18 protein-coding genes are annotated in these 20,003 nt (G+C 52.3%); 4 read left to right on the forward strand and 14 right to left on the reverse strand.

All coding sequences use genetic code 11. The features are described 5' to 3' along the window. Nucleotides 1-94: 94 nt before the first annotated feature. From QN359_RS02460 to QN359_RS02495, 8 genes are all read right to left on the reverse strand, one after another. The gene (locus QN359_RS02460; RefSeq protein WP_322249855.1) at nt 95-1,243 is read right to left on the reverse strand and encodes a deoxyguanosinetriphosphate triphosphohydrolase; all 1,149 of its coding nucleotides are present in this window, start codon (nt 1,241-1,243) and stop codon (nt 95-97) included. Nucleotides 1,244-1,245: 2 nt separating this feature from the next. Further along, the gene (gene aroKB / locus QN359_RS02465; RefSeq protein WP_322249857.1) at nt 1,246-2,898 is read right to left on the reverse strand and encodes a bifunctional shikimate kinase/3-dehydroquinate synthase AroKB; all 1,653 of its coding nucleotides are present in this window, start codon (nt 2,896-2,898) and stop codon (nt 1,246-1,248) included. A gap of 126 nt (nt 2,899-3,024) precedes the next feature. Next, on the reverse strand, nt 3,025-3,606 hold the full coding sequence (locus tag QN359_RS02470) for a hypothetical protein (RefSeq protein ID WP_322249859.1): 582 nt from the start codon (nt 3,604-3,606) through the stop codon (nt 3,025-3,027). Nucleotides 3,607-3,658: 52 nt separating this feature from the next. Further along, nucleotides 3,659-5,800 (reverse strand): type IV pilus secretin PilQ, encoded by a 2,142-nt coding sequence (pilQ, locus tag QN359_RS02475; protein WP_322249861.1) that lies wholly within the window; start codon nt 5,798-5,800, stop codon nt 3,659-3,661. 32 nt (nt 5,801-5,832) lie between these two features. Then, nucleotides 5,833-6,372, reverse strand: a complete 540-nt coding sequence (locus QN359_RS02480; protein ID WP_322249862.1) for a pilus assembly protein PilP — start codon at nt 6,370-6,372, stop codon at nt 5,833-5,835. Then, the gene (locus QN359_RS02485) at nt 6,369-7,019 is read right to left on the reverse strand and encodes a type 4a pilus biogenesis protein PilO (protein WP_322249863.1); all 651 of its coding nucleotides are present in this window, start codon (nt 7,017-7,019) and stop codon (nt 6,369-6,371) included. The genes QN359_RS02480 and QN359_RS02485 overlap by 4 nt, the downstream gene beginning before the upstream one ends. 23 nt (nt 7,020-7,042) lie before the next feature. Next, on the reverse strand, nt 7,043-7,672 hold the full coding sequence (locus tag QN359_RS02490; protein ID WP_322249864.1) for a PilN domain-containing protein: 630 nt from the start codon (nt 7,670-7,672) through the stop codon (nt 7,043-7,045). Further along, complete coding sequence (locus QN359_RS02495; protein ID WP_322249865.1) at nt 7,672-8,748, reverse strand: pilus assembly protein PilM; 1,077 nt, start codon at nt 8,746-8,748, stop codon at nt 7,672-7,674. Before QN359_RS02495 ends, QN359_RS02490 begins: the two co-directional genes overlap by 1 nt. 357 nt (nt 8,749-9,105) lie before the next feature. Here QN359_RS02495 and QN359_RS02500 point away from each other — a divergent pair, with 357 nt between their 5' ends. Continuing rightward, nucleotides 9,106-11,421 (forward strand): penicillin-binding protein 1A, encoded by a 2,316-nt coding sequence (locus tag QN359_RS02500; RefSeq protein WP_322249866.1) that lies wholly within the window; start codon nt 9,106-9,108, stop codon nt 11,419-11,421. A 1-nt stretch (nt 11,422) separates the two neighbouring features. On the opposite strand, the gene cyaY is transcribed toward QN359_RS02500, so the two are convergent. After that, nucleotides 11,423-11,734, reverse strand: coding sequence for an iron donor protein CyaY (cyaY, locus tag QN359_RS02505; RefSeq protein ID WP_322249867.1), 312 nt, complete (start codon nt 11,732-11,734; stop codon nt 11,423-11,425). A gap of 65 nt (nt 11,735-11,799) precedes the next feature. Here cyaY and lptM point away from each other — a divergent pair, with 65 nt between their 5' ends. Further along, nucleotides 11,800-11,967: an LPS translocon maturation chaperone LptM gene (gene lptM / locus QN359_RS02510; protein WP_322249868.1), complete on the forward strand. Its 168-nt coding sequence runs from the start codon at nt 11,800-11,802 to the stop codon at nt 11,965-11,967. 7 nt (nt 11,968-11,974) lie between these two features. Here lptM and QN359_RS02515 read toward each other — a convergent pair whose 3' ends face one another. The 5 genes from QN359_RS02515 to QN359_RS02535 form a co-directional block, all read right to left on the reverse strand. Next, nucleotides 11,975-12,592: a protein-methionine-sulfoxide reductase heme-binding subunit MsrQ gene (locus tag QN359_RS02515; protein ID WP_322249869.1), complete on the reverse strand. Its 618-nt coding sequence runs from the start codon at nt 12,590-12,592 to the stop codon at nt 11,975-11,977. A 34-nt stretch (nt 12,593-12,626) separates the two neighbouring features. Further along, nucleotides 12,627-13,607, reverse strand: a complete 981-nt coding sequence (gene msrP, locus QN359_RS02520) for a protein-methionine-sulfoxide reductase catalytic subunit MsrP (RefSeq protein ID WP_322249870.1) — start codon at nt 13,605-13,607, stop codon at nt 12,627-12,629. Between the two features lie 111 nt (nt 13,608-13,718). Continuing rightward, nucleotides 13,719-14,900 (reverse strand): c-type cytochrome biogenesis protein CcsB, encoded by a 1,182-nt coding sequence (gene ccsB / locus QN359_RS02525; protein WP_322249871.1) that lies wholly within the window; start codon nt 14,898-14,900, stop codon nt 13,719-13,721. A 52-nt stretch (nt 14,901-14,952) separates the two neighbouring features. Then, nucleotides 14,953-17,097 carry a cytochrome c biogenesis protein ResB gene (locus tag QN359_RS02530; RefSeq protein ID WP_322249872.1) on the reverse strand — a complete coding sequence of 715 codons (2,145 nt, stop codon included), beginning with the start codon at nt 17,095-17,097 and terminating at the stop codon, nt 14,953-14,955. An 80-nt stretch (nt 17,098-17,177) separates the two neighbouring features. Further along, complete coding sequence (locus tag QN359_RS02535) at nt 17,178-17,846, reverse strand: c-type cytochrome (protein ID WP_322249873.1); 669 nt, start codon at nt 17,844-17,846, stop codon at nt 17,178-17,180. Nucleotides 17,847-18,062: 216 nt separating this feature from the next. Here QN359_RS02535 and yihA point away from each other — a divergent pair, with 216 nt between their 5' ends. After that, nucleotides 18,063-18,800: a ribosome biogenesis GTP-binding protein YihA/YsxC gene (gene yihA / locus QN359_RS02540; RefSeq protein ID WP_322249874.1), complete on the forward strand. Its 738-nt coding sequence runs from the start codon at nt 18,063-18,065 to the stop codon at nt 18,798-18,800. 173 nt (nt 18,801-18,973) lie between these two features. Further along, nucleotides 18,974-19,987 (forward strand): porphobilinogen synthase, encoded by a 1,014-nt coding sequence (gene hemB / locus QN359_RS02545; RefSeq protein WP_322249875.1) that lies wholly within the window; start codon nt 18,974-18,976, stop codon nt 19,985-19,987. The last annotated feature ends 16 nt before the right edge of the window (nt 19,988-20,003 follow it).

A 20,003-nucleotide genomic window follows, 5' to 3' on the forward strand; every position in this document is an offset into this window, starting at 1 on the left:
GGTAATGATACCGACTCACTACCCTTTTGCGACAGCCTCTGAAGGCCGGGGTTTCAAACCCTAGTCAGATTTTTGATCAATAAGACGATCGAGACTACATTTCCGCCATGGAAAACAAACGACTGTGCTCGCGTATCGCATAGCGATCGGTCATCCCGGCGATGTAGTCGGCGATCTTTCTGGCCTGTAACTGCGGCCCAGCATCAGCATGGCCGCGTATCTGGTAATCGGGCGGTAACAAGATCGGTTCAGCGATCATGGCTGCGAATAATTCATGCACGATACGGCGCGCTTTCGAAGTCATGCGATTGACTTGGTAATGCCGATACAGGTTTTGATGCAGAAACTGCTTGAGAAGTTTCGCATCCGCATACTGCTGCTCAGAAAAAGCAATCAGCTTGCCCATGCCGCGCACGGCGTCGATGCTGGCAGGCGCGGCGGCGGCAAGCCGCGCCGAGGAGGTACGCGTTAAATCGCTGATGAGGGTATTGATCATGCGCCGTATGGTTTCGGCAATCGCACGCCGCCCTTGCAAACCGGGATAGGCCTGTTCGACTTGATGGCGGTGCCGCGCAAAAAAATCGACTTCCATCAATTGCGCTTCGCTGATCAAGCCGGAACGCAAGCCATCATCGATATCGTGGTTGTTGTAGGCGATCTCATCGGCCAGATTGCATAACTGCGCTTCCAGACTGGGCTGGGTTTTGTCGATGAAGCGCTGGCCGACCGTACCGAGGGCGGCCGCATGCGCCAGCGCGCAGTGTTTGAGTATCCCTTCGCGCGTCTCAAAGCACAGATTGAGGCCATCAAAGGCGGCGTAACGCTCTTCGAGCTGATCGACCACCCTTAGACTCTGCAAATTATGTTCGAAGCCGCCATACGGCTGCATACAGGCATTGAGGGCATCTTGACCGGCATGGCCGAACGGGGTGTGGCCAAGGTCATGGGCTAAGGCGATCGCTTCCACCAAATCTTCGTTCAAACGCAGAGTGCGCGCGACCGAACGGCCGATTTGTGCAACTTCCAAGCTATGCGTGAGGCGAGTACGAAACAAGTCGCCCTCATGGTTGACGAAGACTTGGGTTTTATATTCGAGGCGACGAAACGCTGAACTATGAATGATGCGGTCACGGTCACGTTGAAATTCGCTGCGCGTGGCCGGGGCCGGCTCAAGAAAAAGCCGCCCTCGCGAACTCGCAGATTGGGCGGCATAGGGTGCCAAATGTTGGTCAGAGAGGCGCATTGCTAAGGTGAGATACAGTGTTGTATGGTTTCTAAGAGAATTTTTTCCGGTACATGACTGATAATGGCCGTACCCAACGGTTTGAGCAAGATGAATTTGATTTGCCCCCCCTCGTTTTTTTTATCGACTTCCATCAACTCTAACCAACGCTGCGGGCCGAGGTCTGGTGCGATCACCGGCAAGCCAGCCGCTTCGACCAATTGCTTCAAGCGGGTTTTGCTGACGTAATCGAGGTGGCCTAAGCGAAATGACAATTCCGCCGCCATCACCATGCCGCAACCAACCGCGGCACCATGTAACCAGGCACCGTAGCCGAGGCCAGACTCGATGGCATGACCGAAGGTGTGGCCGAAATTCAAAATCGCACGTAAGCCACCTTCACGCTCATCTTGCCGCACTACATCGGCTTTGATTTCGCAGGAACGCACCACCACATGGGCCAGCGCCTGCGGATCTTTGGCGCGCAATTGCACCATGTTTTCTTCCAGCCAAGCAAAGAAGGCCAGATCGATGATCGCCCCATGCTTGATGACTTCGGCCAAACCGGCCGACAATTCGGCATCGGGCAAACTGTTGAGGCTGCTGATATCGGCGATGACTGCCTGCGGTTGATAAAACGCCCCTATCATGTTCTTACCAAGCGGATGATTGATACCGGTTTTTCCACCGACCGAGGAATCCACTTGTGAGAGTAAAGTCGTGGGCATTTGCACAAATGGCACGCCGCGCATATAAGTCGCCGCGGCAAAGCCAGTCATGTCGCCGACCACGCCGCCACCGAGCGCGAGCAAAGTGGTTTTGCGGTCGCACTTATGCGTGAGCAAATGATCAAAAATCAAATTCAGGCTATCCCAAGTTTTATAGGCTTCGCCATCGGGTAAAATCACTGCGCTGACTTCTTTTCCAATTTGCTTCAAGGCACTACTGAGGCGCGCCAGATACAAAGGTGCAACCACGGTATTCGTCACGATGACGATGCGGCTAGCGCTGATTTTATGTGCCAACACGGCCACATCATCGAGCAGGGCCGGGCCGATCACAATGGGATAGCTGCGCTCGGCAAGATCGACGTGGAGGTGTTGACAGGATTGGGGGCCGACAGAGTGCATACGCTGAGTGTAAGTTTCAAACGCGGCCTGTTCATGCGATTTCGGTAACTTGTCGACAATATTCTGTACCAAGTACTGAACATTAGGACGACCGGTTTCGATGATCAGATGGGCCGCTTGTTGGTATAAGGGATGGCGTTGGGCTTCGAGTTCTTCGAGCTTTTTGCGCGGATCGGCGGTACGTAATAAGGGACGGTTTTTATCGTTGCGGGTACGCTGCAAGATACTGTTAATGCCGGCACGCAAGTAGACGACGGTACCGCGTTCATGCAAATAACGCCGACTGTCAGGGTCGAGTACCGCGCCACCGCCGGTGGCCAGCACGATATCGTCCTGCGCCGTCAAATCACGGATGACTTCGGCTTCGCGCTGACGAAAACTGGCCTCGCCTTCGATTTCGAAAATCACCGGAATACTCACGCCGGTGCGCGCCTCGATTTCGTGGTCAGAATCGAAAAATCGTTTATTGAGCTTTCTGGCCAGTGCGCGCCCGACGGTTGTCTTGCCGGAGCCCATCAAACCAACTAAAAAAATATTGCCAGACATTTCAAAAAAATCCCGGGTAAAAAAATTGAAGCGACTCATCACCGAGAAAATCGCCGTGATAGCAATGATACCGCCAAGCCTGGGCGCGGGCTTGGCGATCTGCAGCAAGCTGCAACAATCAGCGGCTTACTGTACCGTGATGGCGACAGCGACCAGATTAGTAATACCATCCGACACTTGAATATTGGCCGTACCGACCGCTAAGGCCTGCAGTTGGAAACTACCATCGGAATTGAACACCACGCTGACAACACTGGTGTTGCTACTGACCACAGCATACTGTCCGGTGCCGCCGCTGGCATAATACTTTTGCGAAATAGTACCGATTGGCAAGACCGACGCCACCAAATTACTGCTCAAAGGCAAACCGGTACTAAGTGTGGCATTGATAGTCAGTTTCGTACCGGCTGAGTCAGTCACGGTAATTTGCGAACTACCGGTGCCGACCGCATTGATCGTCATGTTCGTACCGTTACCTGTGAGCGTCACCGTCGCCGCACCGGTGCTGCTGCTGACAAAATACGGGCTCACGCCACCGCCTATGATATAGGACTGACTCGTCCCAGGCAAGATTGTCACATTCGCCGCCGCCGTCGTATACAACGGTGCTTTCGGCGACGTCGCACCGGGTGAACCACCACCGCCGCCGCAGGCAGTAAGCAAGGAAAGGACCAGCAAGCTCATCAAGACCCGAAAATACGTCATCATCAACACCTATTCTAAGTACAGTTTTAATAAAAAATAAATACTCGCTGCCGTCTTACTTGGCACCGAAGCGATCGGTCATGATTTTCGGTGTAATGAAAATCAACAATTCCGTCTTGTTATTGATACGACCGGTAGTCTTGAATAAGTTGCCAAGCACGGGCAAATCACCGAAAAATGGGATCTTGGTCACATTATCGGATTCGGTCTGTTGATAGATACCACCAAGCACCACGGTGCCGCCGTTTTCTACCAAGACCATGGTCTTGACTTCCTTGGTATCGATGGCAAAGCCCATCGTGGTTTGTTGGCCGACGCTGTCTTTATGCACTTCCACATCGAGAATGACGTTGCCATCTGGCGTAATTTGCGGCGTCACTTCGAGGCGCAGAGTTGCCTTACGGAAGGCGATCGAGGTCGCACCGCTGGACGTTGCTACTTGATAAGGCAATTCTGTACCTTGTTCAATCAAGGCTTTCAATTGATCGGCCGTAACGACGCGCGGACTGGAAATAATCTTACCCTTGCCATCGGCTTCGAGTGCCGACAACTCAAGGTTGAGGAAACGGTTGGCAGCGGAAGAGAACAAACTGACCGCGACGCTGCCTGGACTCAAACCGCCGATGCCGGTTGCCGGTAAATTAACGAATTGAGAATTCGGTGTGTAACTGCTGCTGGTCAACGCCGCTTGCCCGGTTTGCTCACCAACACCCTGATAGTTTCCAGTCAAACCAACCCGTGTATTTCCCGCCACACTGTAACCGGCATTCCCACCATTTACCCCGCGCAAATCGGTGAAACCGAGTTTGGCACCAAGATTTTTACTGAAGGTATCATCGGCTTCGACGATACGGGCTTCAATCAACACCTGCTTGGAGGCGATATCAGTCTTTTGTATCAGCTTGCGAACTTCTTCAATTTTCGAAGGAATATCGGTGATGAACAATTGATTGGTACGCGGCTCGATCACGGCGCTGCCGCGCTTCGACAGCAAGCGATTGGTCGAGGAGCCATCGACCCCGAACACTTGCTTGAATGCTTCAGCTTTCTGGTAATTGAGCTGAAATGATTCCGTTCTCAAAGGCTCGAGTTCGGCGATCTGGGCTTTTTGCTCCAACTCCAACTTCTCTTTGGTCAACAATTCATCTTTCGGGGCGATCCAAATGACATTGCCATTTTTGCGCATGTCCAAGCCCTTGATTTGCATGATGTTATCGAGCGCCTGATCCCATGGCACATCTTTCAAACGCAAAGTAATCGTACCGACCACCGAGTCGCTGGCGATGACATTCAAACCGCTGACTTCGGCAATAATTTGTAAGATGGCGCGTACTTCGATATTTTGGAAGTTGAATGACAAACGCTCACCGCGATAGCCTTGTGTACCTTGCGTCAACTTATTCAAATCTTCTTTGATCGGTTTCACTTCCAAGATAAATTGGGTATCGCTCTGATACGAGCTTTGCTCCCACAAACCCTTAGGCTCAACCAGCATCTGCACATTTTCACCGGACGGCGTGGTTGTCACGGTTTGCACGGGCGAACCGAAATCGGCCACATCCAATTTTTTCCGCAAGACTTCCGGCAAGCCGACTTTAAGGAAATTGACAAAGATCTTTTGCCCTTGTTGGCGCACATCAACCGCAATTTGATTGAATGGCAAATCGACGACAATTCTTCCTTCGCCAGCGATACCGCGGCGGAAATCGATATCACGCAACATGGCTTTGCCACTCGTCGGTACCGCGCTCTCGCTCTGCACTGGCAAGCCTTGCGAGCTGACCGCTGTTGCCACACCGCCAGAACCATCGATGGTGATGATCAGATATTTGCCTTCAATCGTGGAAGCATAATTGAGCGGCTTACTCATGTTGAAGATCATGCGCGAGCGACCGCTGGCCTCGACCAAGGTGGCCGAACGGACATCACCGATATTGATGTCAACGCTGGTCTTGCCGGTTTGATTCACCGTTTCAGGAAAATCAAGGGCGATCCGGGCTGGGCTGGCGATGGAGAAACCGACTGGCATTTTGCTCAGTGCCGTGTGCAAGCCGACCTTGACGATGACATTCGCACCCTGCTGATAAGCGACCACCGATTCGATACTATTGGACTCGGCGTAGGCGGACTGCGTGAGTGCCAGAATAAGCAGTGCACAGCTGATCAGCCCTGCTCTGAAACCGGTGAATAAAAACATGACGCCCCTTTTAATTGTAGTTATCAACGCATTCATTTCGTACTCTCCTGCAACTCAAGCTTGACATTACGCTCGACCCACTCGCCGGCCGCGTCTTGAACGATTTCTTTGATTTCAATTGCCGAATCAGTGATTTGCGTGATCAAACCGAAATTTTGACCGATATAGCCACGCGCCTTGGCTTGATACACCGTTTTATCCGACTGCACCAGGCCGATTCGCAACCCGGCCTTTTCTACCGTACCAACCATTTTCAGCGTATCGAGCGGAAACGCCTCAAGGGCTTCGCGTCGGCGATCCATATCGGGCCGCAAACCGTTGCTATTGTCGTTTTTTATACGCGCCAACACCACCAGCAATTTGTCGGCATTGAAAGGATCGATCTGATCCTTGCCTTGATACGACACCGGCACATAAATTTTCGGCGGCACCAGCTTGGGGATGGAGAGCTTGGTGTCTTTCTTGACCGTCGCCATCCATTCAGCCAATTCGGCACTGCTATTGTCGGAACAAGCCGACAGCACGCCAAGCGCAATGAGCAGACAGGCTATTCTTGAAAAGTTGAATATCATTTCTTCACAGCCTTTTTCAAATTCGCTTGAGCCAGTACTTCATCTTTATCCAGATAGCGAAAAGTCTTGGCGACCACGTCGAGTGTGAGCAAACCGTCTTTATTGGTCGAAACGCTCAAATTATTGAGCGTCACAATCCGCGGCAATTTGGCGATATCGGCGACGAACTCACCAAGATCGTGGTAGCTGCCATTAAGTTTAATTTCAATCGGCAACTCGGCATAGTAATCTTTAACGATCGCCCCACCCGGTTTGAACGAGTCAAATTGTAAACCACGGCCGGTACCGGCTTGATTGATGTCCGATAACAAGGCATCCATCTCGGCTTTGCTTGGCAATTGCTTTTCCATCGTCGCCACGTATTGCTGCACCAAGCCACGCTGATCAATGAGGGCATCGAGATTAATCGCTTGCTGCATCTTGTCTTTGTAATCCTGCTTGAGCTTGACTTCTTCTTGTACTTTTTGATTGATCTCGTCGGTTTGCCCATCCCAATACACAAACCAGCCGGCGATGAGCACGACCACCAAGACCAGCAAGGCCGCAGCAGCGCGCGGCGCAATCGGCCACAGTCCAGGGTGCAGTCCGTTCAAGTCACGAAACTGTCCGCTGATATCGTCAAACACTTCCTGCACGTTAATTGCCATTCCCGACCTTCTCGTTTTTAATCTTAATTAGCCGCAGGCACAGTCTTGGCCGGCTTACCGGTTTCTGCAGTCGCCGAAGCAGCTTCATCTTTTTCACGCGGACGCTTGATACCGACATTGATAGAGAAATCCGACACCTTCTTGGAATCGCGACCCTGACCGATACCGGCCGAATGGATATCGATCAAGTCGGGCTTGACCATCCACTCCGATTTATTGCCGAGGTTGCGAATGAATTCCGCCACGCGCTCTTGTGACTGCGCATAGCCATTCAAGGTCACCCTTTGTCCATCTTGCTTGAGCGAGCGCAGATACACGCCTTCCGGGGTGTACTTGACCAATTCATCAAGCAAAAATACCGGCTGGTTACGATCACCCTGCAAATCTTCGACCGCTTGTTGACGTGCTTTCAGAGAAGCGATTTCTTGCCGCAAATTGGCAATTTCTTTGATTTTTTCATCGAGCTTATCGTTGGCCGCCTTGATGTAGTTGACGCGATCAGTTTGCAGCGCGATTTCGCGCGCATTGATGGCACCGATGACGACAATGAGCAAAGCACCGACTATCGATGCCAGCAGCAGCAAAGAGTAAAAATTTTTGATCAGTTGCTTACGCTTTTCTTCCCGATGCGGCAGCAGATTAATTTTTATCATCAGCCGAATCTCCGCAATGCCAGGCCACAAGCGACCGTATAGGCCGTCGCATCATTGCGCAAAGCCTTTTCATTGACACCCGGGGCCAACTCCATGCCCTTGAAGGGACTGAGCACGGCGGTGGAAATCTTGGTGCGTTCAGCGACGATATCAACCAAGCCAGTCAGAACGGCACAGCCGCCGGTCAGAAAAATCTGGTCGACGCGCGTGTAGGGCGTGGAAGTAAAGAAGAATTGTATGGCGCGCGTGACTTCGAGCGCGGCGTTTTCCAGAAACGGTTCGAGCAACTCCATCTCGTAACTGTCCGGCAGCTCACCGTTTTTCTTTTTCAATTCCGCTTCTTCCTGTGACAAACCGTAATTGCGGACGATATCTTGAGTCAACTGGCTACCGCCGAATTGCTGCTCGCGCTCATAAATGACTTCACCGTTGAGCATGATATAGATGTAAGTGCGTTTTGCGCCGATCTGAAAGATCGCATAAATCTGTTCGCGGCCGCCGTTGGCTTGCTTTTCTATCAGGCGCTGCATAGCCGAGCGGGCAGCATACGATTCCACATCCATGACCTTGGCTTGCAAACCAGAAGCCTGCGCTACCGCGACGCGGTCTTCAATTTTTTCTTTGCGCGAGGCCGCCAGCATGACTTCTACATCTTCCGGATTAAGCGCCGGACCAATAACGCAGAAATCGAGGCTGACCTCATCCATGGAAAAGGGAATATACTGACTCGCTTCCGACTCCACCTGCACTTCCAGCGATTGCTCGCTCAAGGCGGCCGATAAAAATATTTTCTTGGTAATCACCGCGGCGGCAGGCATGGCGAGTGCGACATTTTTTGCAGTGGCACCACTCTTTTTGAGTAATTTTCGTATCGCTTCAGAAACTTGGTCGATATTTTCGATGTTACCATCTTGAATCGCACCTTTAGGCAATGGTTCGGACGCGTAGCGTTCCAGTCGGTATGCCTTATTACTGCCTTCAGACAATTCCACCAGCTTAATATCGAACGAACTGATGTCCAAACCGATAAGAGGCGGGTTTTTTCTGCCCAGCAGTGATGCAAAATCGATAGCCAAGAATATCCCCTCATAAACACGCCAGTGTGTTCTGCTTACAAATTGAAACAAAGTGCTTTACCTAAAGCACTAAATTTAAAAAAATCTCTTTAAAAACCGCTATTTACGAGACAATGATCCAAGCTTACATGAAATGCTAGCAACTTCAACTGCTTTGGTAAAGGAATTTCCTTGGAGCACATTCAGATAACGTTGCCAAATCTCCACTCTTGCGACATTTCCATCGATAAGTTGACTTATAAGTAATTTGACCTCCTGAATTCAATGTTTCAGGCTACGCAAGCTTTTGTGCGCAAGCAGAAAATCCAGTGGCACACACCGGTATAATGCGGCTTGCGATTGTTACAGAATGAAACCATGTCCGATAAAGAAAACCCAGCAGCTTCGAAATCCAAACACCCGACAGCGACCAAAGCCAGCCCGCTCAAGCGTTTTTTGCTCGCTACTTGCGGCGTGCTGTTCGGTCTCGGCGTGGCCGCGGCCCTGATCATCGGCTTCGCGCTGACGATGGCTTACCCGAACCTGCCGGAACTCGATTCGATCACCAGCTACAAACCGAAAATGCCCTTGCGCATTTTTACCGCTGACAATGTACTCATCGGCGAATTCGGTGAAGAGCGCCGCAATGTCGTGCGTCTCGATCAAATTCCGGAAATCATGAAGAAAGCCGTGTTGGCCATTGAGGATGACCGTTTTTACGAACATGGCGGCGTCGATTATCTCGGTATTACCCGCGCGGTACTGCACAATCTGACCGGCGGGGCCAAGCAAGGCGCCTCCACCATTACCCAGCAAGTGGCACGCAACTTCTTTCTGTCCAGCGAACAAACCTTCAAACGCAAGATTTATGAAATCTTGCTGGCTTGGAAAATTGAGAAAAATCTCAATAAAGACCAGATCCTCGAAGTATATATGAATCAAATTTACCTCGGTCAGCGCGCCTATGGTTTCGCCTCGGCCGCGCAGATTTACTTTGGTAAAAACATCAAAGATCTGACGATTGCCGAAGCCGCTATGTTGGCCGGCCTACCAAAAGCGCCTTCAGCCTACAATCCGGTGGCCAATCCGAAACGTGCAGCCGTGCGTCAGCAATACATCCTGCAACGCATGCATCAACTCCGTTACATCACCACAGAGCAGTTCGAGCAAGCCAAAAACGAAGAACTGCATACCAAAACCGACAGCAGCGCCTTCGGCATCCATGCCGAATATGTGTCGGAGATGGCACGTCAGTTGGTCTACGAACAATTTAAGGAAGAGACGTATACGCGCGGCCTCAACGTCTACACCACCATCACCAAAGCCGACCAAGATGCCGCCTACCTGTCATTACGACGCGGCGTGATGGAATATGAAAAGCGCCATGGCTATCGCGGCCCGGAAGCCATCATCGATATCCCGGAAGGGAAAGAAGCGGCCGACGATGCAATAGAAAAAGCACTGGCTGAGCGCAGCAACAGCGACGATCTGCAAGTCGCGATGGTGCTCGAAGCGAGCCCCAAGGCAGTGCGTGCGGTGCTGGCTGACGGCGAAGAAATCGCCATCGGTGAAACCGGCGTGAGTTTTGTCAGCAGCGGCTTATCGGCGAAAACCCCGGCCAACAAACGCATCCAGCGTGGCGCAGTGATACGGGTCATGCTGGAAGGGAAGAACTGGATCATCACCCAAATGCCGGAAGTCCAATCGGCCTTCGTTTCAGCCAGCACGACCGACGGTGCCATCAAGGCACTGGTTGGCGGCTTCGATTACAACCTCAACAAGTTCAATCACGTCACCCAAGCATGGCGTCAGCCGGGTTCGAGCTTCAAGCCTTTCATTTATTCCGCTTCACTGGAAAAAGGCTTGTCGCCATCGACCATCATCAACGATGAGCCAATCAGGTTCGATGCCGGACAAACCGGTGGTCAAGCTTGGGAACCAAAGAATTACGACGGCAAATACGATGGTCCGATGACCATGCGCCGAGGTTTGATGAAATCAAAAAATATGATTTCGATTCGTATCTTGCATAAAATCGGTGCCAAATATGGTCAGGAATACACCACCCGTTTCGGTTTTCTGCCAGAGAAAAATCCGCCCTACTTGACGCTGGCTCTCGGTGCCGGTGCTACCACGCCGCTGCAGATGGCCGGTGCCTATGCGGTGTTTGCCAACGGTGGTTACAAAATCAACCCCTACCTGATCAGTAAAATTACCGAAACCAATGGCCAAGTCTTGGTACGCGCCACACCTGAACAGGCCGGCAATGAAAGCAACCGCGTGATCGATGAGCGCAATGCCTTCCTCATGGACAGCATGCTCAAGGATGTAGTGCGTTCCGGTACGGCGGCCAAAGCCATGGTACTCAAGCGTCCGGATCTGGCCGGCAAGACCGGCACCACCAATGACTCCTTCGATGCCTGGTTCGCCGGCTATCAAGCCAAACTGGTGGCCATTGCTTGGATAGGATTTGATCAACCGCGCAATCTCGGTAATCGCGAGACCGGCGGCGGTTTGGCGCTGCCGATCTGGATCGGGTATATGCAAAAAGCCTTGAAAGATTTACCGATAGAAGAACGGCCTGTACCTAGCGGCATCATGTCTGCCGGCGGTGATTTTTACTACGTGGAAAACCCACCCGGTACCGGTGTGACCGATCTGCTGGCGGCACCGGCGAGCATGATCGACGAATAGCTCAGCGGCCTTGTTCGGCACCCAGCGTCGCCAAGGTCGCAAACAGTTCACTGCCGTCGCGCGTATTGTTCCAGTGCAGACCATCGTATTTATAATGGAAACCGCCGCTGCGCGCAGCCAGCCACATTTCCTGCATAGGCGCTTGGCTGTTGACGATCATTTTCGAGCCATTATTGACAAATTCTATCGTCAAGACATTGCCACTGCGGCTGCATTCGACATCGAGTTCATCGTTGTCGAATGCGGTTTCAAATATTTCTTGTACCTGCGCGAGACAAGTCTCGGCAAGGACCATGAATTCGGATTCAGTCATGCTACACTCCTTGGCATTGATTCACACTAAAAACGCCATTCTATACGGTGTTTACCTAATCCAAGATGCGTACACTGATTTCCACCCTGCTGTTGCTGGCCCTACTGTCCGCTTGCGGCCAAAAAAGCCCCTTGTTCCTGCCGAAAATTCCACCGGCCGCCACGCCTACCACGCCGCCCGCTGCCAAAGCTGCCACGCCGGCTGCCGCCGTGCCCGATACGCTGACAAAATAGTCAAGACTCAAGCAGCAAGTCTATGACCTGAGCGCCACTTCCACCACAGCCGCAGTGCCAGCAAGCTCAGCACCAGCAGCGCAAACAAGAGCGGTTGCACCAGATCGTGTTTGCCAGCTTTCATCCAGTAAAAATGCAGCACTGCCAGCAGGCTGATCGGATAAATCAACTTATGCAGCCACTGCCAGCGCTTGCCGCCGAGGCGTTTGATCATGCCATTGGTGCTGGTCGCGGCCAAGGGCAGCAGTGCGACGAAAGCCAGAAACCCGACTGTGATGAATGGCCGTTTGACGACATCGGCCCACATCTCTTCGATATCAAAGAAGTGATCGAACCAAAAAAATGTCAGGAAATGCAGACTGGCGTAAGAAAAAGTATACAAACCCAGCATACGACGCCAGCCTATCAGCCAATTCCACCCCGACAATTTGCGCAAGGGGGTGATGGCCAAGGTAAAGCACAGAAAATACAAGGTCCAATCACCGCTGTTACGGGTAATGAATTCGACCGGATTGGCACCTAAGCGGCCCTGCAAGGCAAACGCCACGAGACGCACGAAGGGCAAGAGTGCCAGAAAAAACAGCGCCAACTTCAAGCGCTTTTGGTGTTGTTGAGTGAGATGCATGGAATGTTCCCGCCGTGCCTGCGCGGGCGGTCAATTAAAAGAATTTTTTCAAGTCCATCCCGGTATACAGGGATGCCACCTCAGGATAACCGTTGAACATCAGTGTTTTGCGTTTGCGTGCGAACAAACCATCTTCGCCTATGCGTCGCTCGCTCGCCTGCGACCAGCGCGGATGATCGACGCTGGGATTAACGTTGGAATAAAAGCCGTATTCGTTCGGCGCCGTCAGATTCCATGCCGTGCGCGGTTGATCACGCGTGAAGCGGATTTTAACAATCGACTTGGCTGACTTGAAGCCGTATTTCCAAGGCAAGACCATGCGTACCGGTGCGCCATTCTGGTTCGGCAAAACCTCGCCATACATGCCGAAACTCAGCAGCGCCAGCGGATGCATCGCCTCATCGAGCCGTAAACCTTCAACATATGGCCATTCCAGCACCGGACTGCGCTGCCCCGGCATCTGTTTCTTATCTTCGAGCGAAATGAATTCCACATACCGGGCATTCCCGGTCGGTTCGACTTTCTTGATCAAATTGGCCAAGGAATAGCCTATCCACGGAATCACCATCGACCAGCCTTCCACACAGCGCAAACGATACACGCGCTCTTCCAGCGGGGCCAGCTTGAGCAAGCTGTCGAGATCGAGCACCATCGGTTTTTTGACTTCCCCTTCTATGCTGACCATCCACGGATGGGTGCGCAGGGAACCGGCGGTTTGCGCCGGGTCGGCCTTGTCGGTGCCGAATTCGTAAAAATTATTATAGGTGGTGGCGTCTTTGTACGGCGTTTTTTGCTCCATCAGCGCATAGGCCGGGTTGCCGAGCGCGGCCAGCTTGCGCGCTGTGGCACTCTGCGCGAAGGCTTCGCGATTCGCCATTTCCAGTACTGCAGCGCTGGCGATAGACCCAAGCGCGATCTGGCGGATGAAGTCGCGCCGACCTTCAAACACGGCGCGCGGCGTGATTTCAGAAGACAGCGGGGTCGCCTGGTCAGCGGCAGTGGTTTTGATCAGCATACGTAACTCCTTGGTGAGCGTGAGGGTAAATATCGGAGCGACGCTCGGCGATATAGCCGTCAGTTTCTCATGAGTCGCACAAACCTGCTGATCCTTACACGCGCGGCGGAATTATAAGGTGCCGTAAGAGTGCAAACCAGACAAAAACATATTGACCCCCAAGAAAGCGAAGCTGGTCACCAGCAAACCGACCAGTGCCCACCAAGCCGCCACTTGCCCACGCAAACCCTTCATCAAACGCATATGCAACCAAGCGGCATAGTTGAGCCAGACAATCAAAGCCCAGGTCTCTTTCGGATCCCACGACCAATAGCCGCCCCAGGCGTCAGCCGCCCACAGCGCGCCGAGTATGGTGGCGATGGTGAAAAAGGCAAAGCCGACCGCGATGGCCTTGTACATCACATCATCGAGTACTTCGAGCGATGGCAAACGATCGGCCAGATAACCTTTATCCTTGAGCAGGTAGGCCACCCCGACCATAGCCGCCAGCGAAAAAGTACCGTAGCCGATGAAATTGGCCGGCACGTGAATCTTCATCCACCAGCTTTGCAAGGCCGGCACCAGCGGTTGAATTTCGGCGGCATCGCGCGACACCGTGTACCACAACAAAAAAGCGACGGCAGCCGAAATGACCAGCAAGACAAAAGCACCAAGCTGGCGCGTGGCATATTGTTGCTCGTAATACAAGTAGAACAATGCCGTGATCATCGAGAACAGAATGAACACTTCATACAGGTTCGACACCGGAATATGGCCGACGTCGGCACCCACCAGATACGACTCATACCAACGCACCAGCATGCCGGTAAAGCCCATGATCACCGCGGCCCAGCATAGCAGCGACCCGATCGAGGTACCGAAATCTGAGCGTCTGAGCAAGCCGCCCCAATAAAAGATGGTCGCCAGAAAAAACAGCAGGCTCATCCACAGTATCGCCGACTGGCTCGACAACAGATACTTGAGAAGAAACTTTTGGTTCGCAGCGTCTAAAGAACCGCCATATAGGTGGATGGCATACAGACTGGTGAGCGCCAAGACCGCGATGAGCCAACGTACCGGCTTCCAATACCAGCCCAAGCAAGCAAAGGTGGGCGCGGCCAGCAGCAGTATCGCTTGTTCATAGACATCCATATGCGTACCGAAACGGTTCAGTGCAAACAGCGCCGCCATGCTGAGCACTACCGCATACAGCCAGTCGAGCACCGTCAGACGCTGAAAAAAACTCTGGTACGGCGTGTATTCGGGTGTGGCTTCCGGTGTTACATCCTGTATTACTTCATGTGTGACTTGCATTTTCATCCCCTGTGCCCGTGAGGGCGCACGATTAATATTCTGCCATGCCAAATCAAGGCTGGGCCGAGCCGGTGAGTTGCCTCAATTGCAGTCTCAACTGGGCGAATTCTTTTTCAAAATCGAGCGTTTTACGCTGTGAACTCAAGGCCATCATGAGTTGCGTCCCCTCGCCATCATCTTTGAGCCAAATCCATAAGCGCCGCTCGCGGATGTAAAACATGGAAAAGACACCAAGCACCAACAACAAGCACCCGAAGTAGACCACATTCTTGCCCGGCGAACGCGTCACCTGCAATACCGAGGCCTTGATCTCTTCATATTGCTGCAATTGCAGGTACACCGGCGCGCCATAAAAATACGCGTCCGACAGCGCCGCTGTGGCCAATTGCAAGAAGCGGCCATGTTTTTCAGACAGTTCCAGTGCCGGCAAATGATCGTGTTCGCGCGCCACCATCCACAAGTCCCACAGACTGCCGTTGAATATTTTCATGAACACATCGGCTGCCTTGCCTTGCTCGGCGGCTGGAATTTTTTCCAGAAACTGCGAAATCGCGACAAATCCAGCCACTTGGCCAGTCCCGGCAAAAATAGCCAGACTCTTTTCTGCCGATTCTGCCAGTTGTGCCTGCAATTGCGCTGCGGCAGGAGTGCTGTTCGACATCGCCCGCAAGGCATAGCGATGCGCGGCTTCGGCACGCCAAGTTGCTTGCATCAGCGCCGCACGCAAACGCATCCACTCTTGCACACTATCCTTATCATCGGCCGGAATCCGCAGATAACGGAAGGCATCGGCCGGTGAATCACGCGTGCCGGCCAGGAACATGTACTCACCGTCGATCAGCATGGACTGCATGTAATTATTGAATTCGCGTGCCTGCCCAGTTTTATCACGCAATTTGTACTGCACGCTGGCACCGACGTTTTTCAATTCCTTGTTGTTGGCATTCTTCGCGGCCGAACCGAGATGGCGTTGCAAATCCGTGCTCAACTGTTGATTGAAGCTTTTGCCGCTATTCACGGCGCGTACATCGGCGCCATTTCTTGCCATATTCTCCACATTAAATGGTCGAAAACCGGACCACTCTATCGTCAAGTCCTGGCCATTCTGTCCCGGAAACGGTGTACTGCCGCCGACTTCGCCACGTACTGGCGTCGCTTGTAAGGCCGTACCCGTCATTGGAAAAGCGGCCAATTTGAGGCGACTGCCACCGTCTTCAAAGCTGGACTGATACAGTGCCACGCCTTTGTAGATCAGCGGATGATTGACTTCAATGGTAGAAGAAAAGCTCTTACCGCTTGCATGATCGAGAATTTCCACATCGCTGGCGAATAATTTGGGCATGCCGGTGCTGTAAAAATCGATGGTGAATTTTTTCAGTTTGATGGTAAACGGCAAATCCTGAATGAAGACCCCGCTCTGTTGAGCGATGATAGCCGTATTGCTGCTGGCCCCTTCCGGTATCATGGTATTGCCACGAAAGGTAGGATTGGACAGCGCTAAACGATGCTTGGCCGGTATGTCCGCGATAATGCCATTGCCATCAAACGGTACCTTGCCCATGAACCATTGCTGAAAACGGATAGGCATTTCGGAATCGAGCATGCCGCCAACGCAAATGATGACAATCGCGCTATGCGCAAAAATATAACCCCATTTATTCGCCGCACCCTGTTTGGCAGCAATCAAGCTCGCCCCATCTTTGTCGACAATCTTGCTACGGTAACCGACGCGCGTCAAATGCGCGGTCAAGCGCGCCAACACCTGGGTACGGCTATGTTCACTACGCCAGGCATCCTTATGCCGAAAATTACGCAGTGATTGCTCACGCACGTTTTCACGCCAACTGCGCATATCTTTGAGCATTTTCGGTGTATTGCGTATCAGACACAAACTCGTCGACAGCACCAAAAACGCCATGATCAGTAAAAACCACCAAGACGAATACAGGCCATAGAGACTCAAGCTTTTGAATACCTCGAACCAAAACGGACCGAATTGATTGACATAATTCGGCATAGGCTCGTTTTGCTTGAGCACGGTGCCGATCACGGAAGCAATGGCAATGAGACTGAGTAAGCTGATGGCAAAGCGCATGGAGGATAATAATTCCACGGCATCGGCCAGCCAAACACGACGCGTTTTCAGCTCCACGCCGCCTGTATCTGTGATCAACTCGGGATCGGTGTTGTTATCCATACTGCTCCGAAAATACTTAAAAAAAAAGGGAATGGCACGCGCCACTCCCTCCGTTCATTCGCTGCGCTGACTGAGTTAAATTATTTCAATCCGGCGATGTAATCAGCCACGGCCTTCATTTCATCATCCGACATTTTCTTGGCGATGCTCAGCATTTGCGCGCTGTTTTTGCGTGCACCGGTACGGAAATTGGTCAATTGTGCGAGCGTGTAATCTTGATGCTGACCAGCGATACGCGGGAATTGCGCCGGGATACCGGCACCGTTAGGGCTATGACAGCCGGCGCAAGCCGGTACATTCTTCTCGGCGATACCACCGCGATAAATTTGCTTGCCAAGTTCAACGATCTGGGCATTTTTTGCTGCACCCGGGGTGGACTTCTGCATTGACAAGTAAGCGCCCAGATTTTTCATATCTTCCGGGGTGAGCGCTTTGGCAAACGTGCTCATGATAGGATTAACTCTATCCGGACCGGCAAAATTGCTGAGCTGTTTAACAATATAGGCATCATGCTGGGCCGATAATTTCGGGTTCACGCTGATGGTCGAATTGCCAGCAGCGCCATGACATGAGATACAGGCGATAATCCCGCGTGCCGCGTCACCATTGACAAACAGTGCCTCGCCCTTGGCCGGGTCAGCTTTGGCCGACTGGACTTCGGCGTTGGCATAAGCGACGGAAGCGAAAGAAGACAAGGCCAAAACGGCGATGCTGAGGGACTTAAATAATGGCAAGAAAGCACGGTTCATTCATACACCCTGAGACTAAATAAAAGAAATCTGCCCTGATGGCGCGACCTTGGGAAATGGCACGACAAACATCAAAGCAGTACTCAACTCCAGAGTAGGACCGGATCGGTTTACCGCTACCCATATTACTGCTGCCCATATCTAACCCCTTATTGTACAATAGCTTTTAAGCGTTGTTCCGCTGACTGTTGCATTTTTCAATCTTTCCTTTCTTCTATGTCCATCCTCTGGCAAGCCCGCTTCTTTACCACGGTTAATCACTTACGTGACTTACCGAACACGCACGTACCGGAAATTGCATTCGCCGGTCGTTCCAATGCTGGCAAATCGACTGCCATTAATACACTATGCAATCAAAAGAAACTTTGTTTTGCATCAAAAACTCCCGGTCGTACCCAGCATATTAACTATTTTTCTATCGGTGGGGCCCATGTAGGCCAGCATCGCAAGGACGAAACCCGCGTCGATGAAATTCGCGCGATGATCGTCGACTTACCCGGCTACGGCTACGCCCAAGTACCTGGCGCGGCAAAAAACCACTGGAATCAATTACTTGGTGCTTACGTGCAACGTCGTACTCAGTTGGCGGCACTGGTGCTCATCATGGATGCGCGCCGCCCGTTTACTGATCTCGATATCCAAATGCTGGAATGGTTTGCCCCGACCGGCCGACCAATTCATTGCATTTTGACGAAAGCAGACAAATTAAACCGCAATGAATGTACCAATGCTTTGCGCCAAGCCAAAGAAGTGTTATCGACCTATGTCGATAATGAAGGTCCGATGTTTCCATTTACGATACAACTGTTCTCTGCGCTCAAACGCATAGGCTTGGAAGAAGCGGATGCTGTAATTCAACATCTGGTCGGACTCGATATCGAACCGGTGCAAACACCGACCGAAGACGGTATGGCCCAGCTGGATCAAGCCGCACAAGCCGGCACGACTGAGTAAAAAAAAGCCCCGGTATATATGGATATATACCGGGGCAAATAACACCGATTCGAACAGGGACGAACGGTGCCCGCTCAGGGAAGAACAGCGGTAGGCATGGAAAAATATCCAACCTGTTGCTATGAGACGCAAAGCGGCAGAAAGTTTCATTTAACCTGTTAAAAGATTTTACTATGTCCACATACAAAGCCAATCTGTTTCCCGCCGTGCGCATGCGCCGCATGCGCAAAGATGTTTTTTCACGCGCAATGATGCGTGAAAACACCATTACCACGGCCGACCTGATTTACCCGGTGTTCGTCATTGATGGTGTCAACTTATCGGAAAAAGTCGCTTCCATGCCGGGCGTGGAACGTGTCAGTATCGATGTGCTCATGGGCGTGGCGGAAGATTGCGTGGCGCTCGGGATTCCGGTAATGGCTTTATTCCCGGCCATCCACGCCAGTTTAAAAACAGCCGATGGCATCGAAGCCTGCAACCCCGATGGTTTGATTCCGCGCGCGATCCGTGAGCTCAAAAGCCGCTTCCCCGAACTGGGCATTTTGACTGACGTCGCACTCGACCCCTATACCAGCCACGGTCAAGACGGATTGCTCGATGCCAATGGCTACATACTCAACGATGAAACCACCACCGTGCTGGTGCGACAAGCCCTCACGCATGCGCATGCCGGTGCCGACATCGTCGCTCCCAGCGACATGATGGATGGTCGTATCGGCGCGATCCGCCACGCCCTCGAAGCGAACAATTTCATCCATACCCGCATCATGGCTTACTCGGCCAAATATGCATCGGCCTTCTATGGCCCGTTCCGTGATGCAGTCGGTTCGGCCGGCAACCTTGGGAAAAGCGATAAAGCCAATTACCAAATGGATCCGGCCAACAGCGACGAAGCCCTGCGTGAAGTAGCGCTCGACCTCGCTGAAGGTGCCGACATGGTGATGGTCAAACCGGGCATGCCCTACCTCGACATCGTGCGTCGCGTCAAAGACGAATTCAAAGTCCCGACCTTCGCTTACCAAGTCAGCGGCGAATATGCGATGATCAAAGCGGCCGCCGAAAACGGCTGGCTCGATCATAATAAAACCATGATGGAAGCCATGATGGCCTTCAAACGTGCCGGTGCCGATGGGGTGCTGACGTATTTCGCGCGCGACATCGCGCGCCTGTTGCAACACGCCGGCTAAATTCGGCACGGCGTGC

This window comes from Undibacterium sp. 5I2, from assembly GCF_035019605.1.
GTDB lineage: Bacteria > Pseudomonadota > Gammaproteobacteria > Burkholderiales > Burkholderiaceae_D > Undibacterium.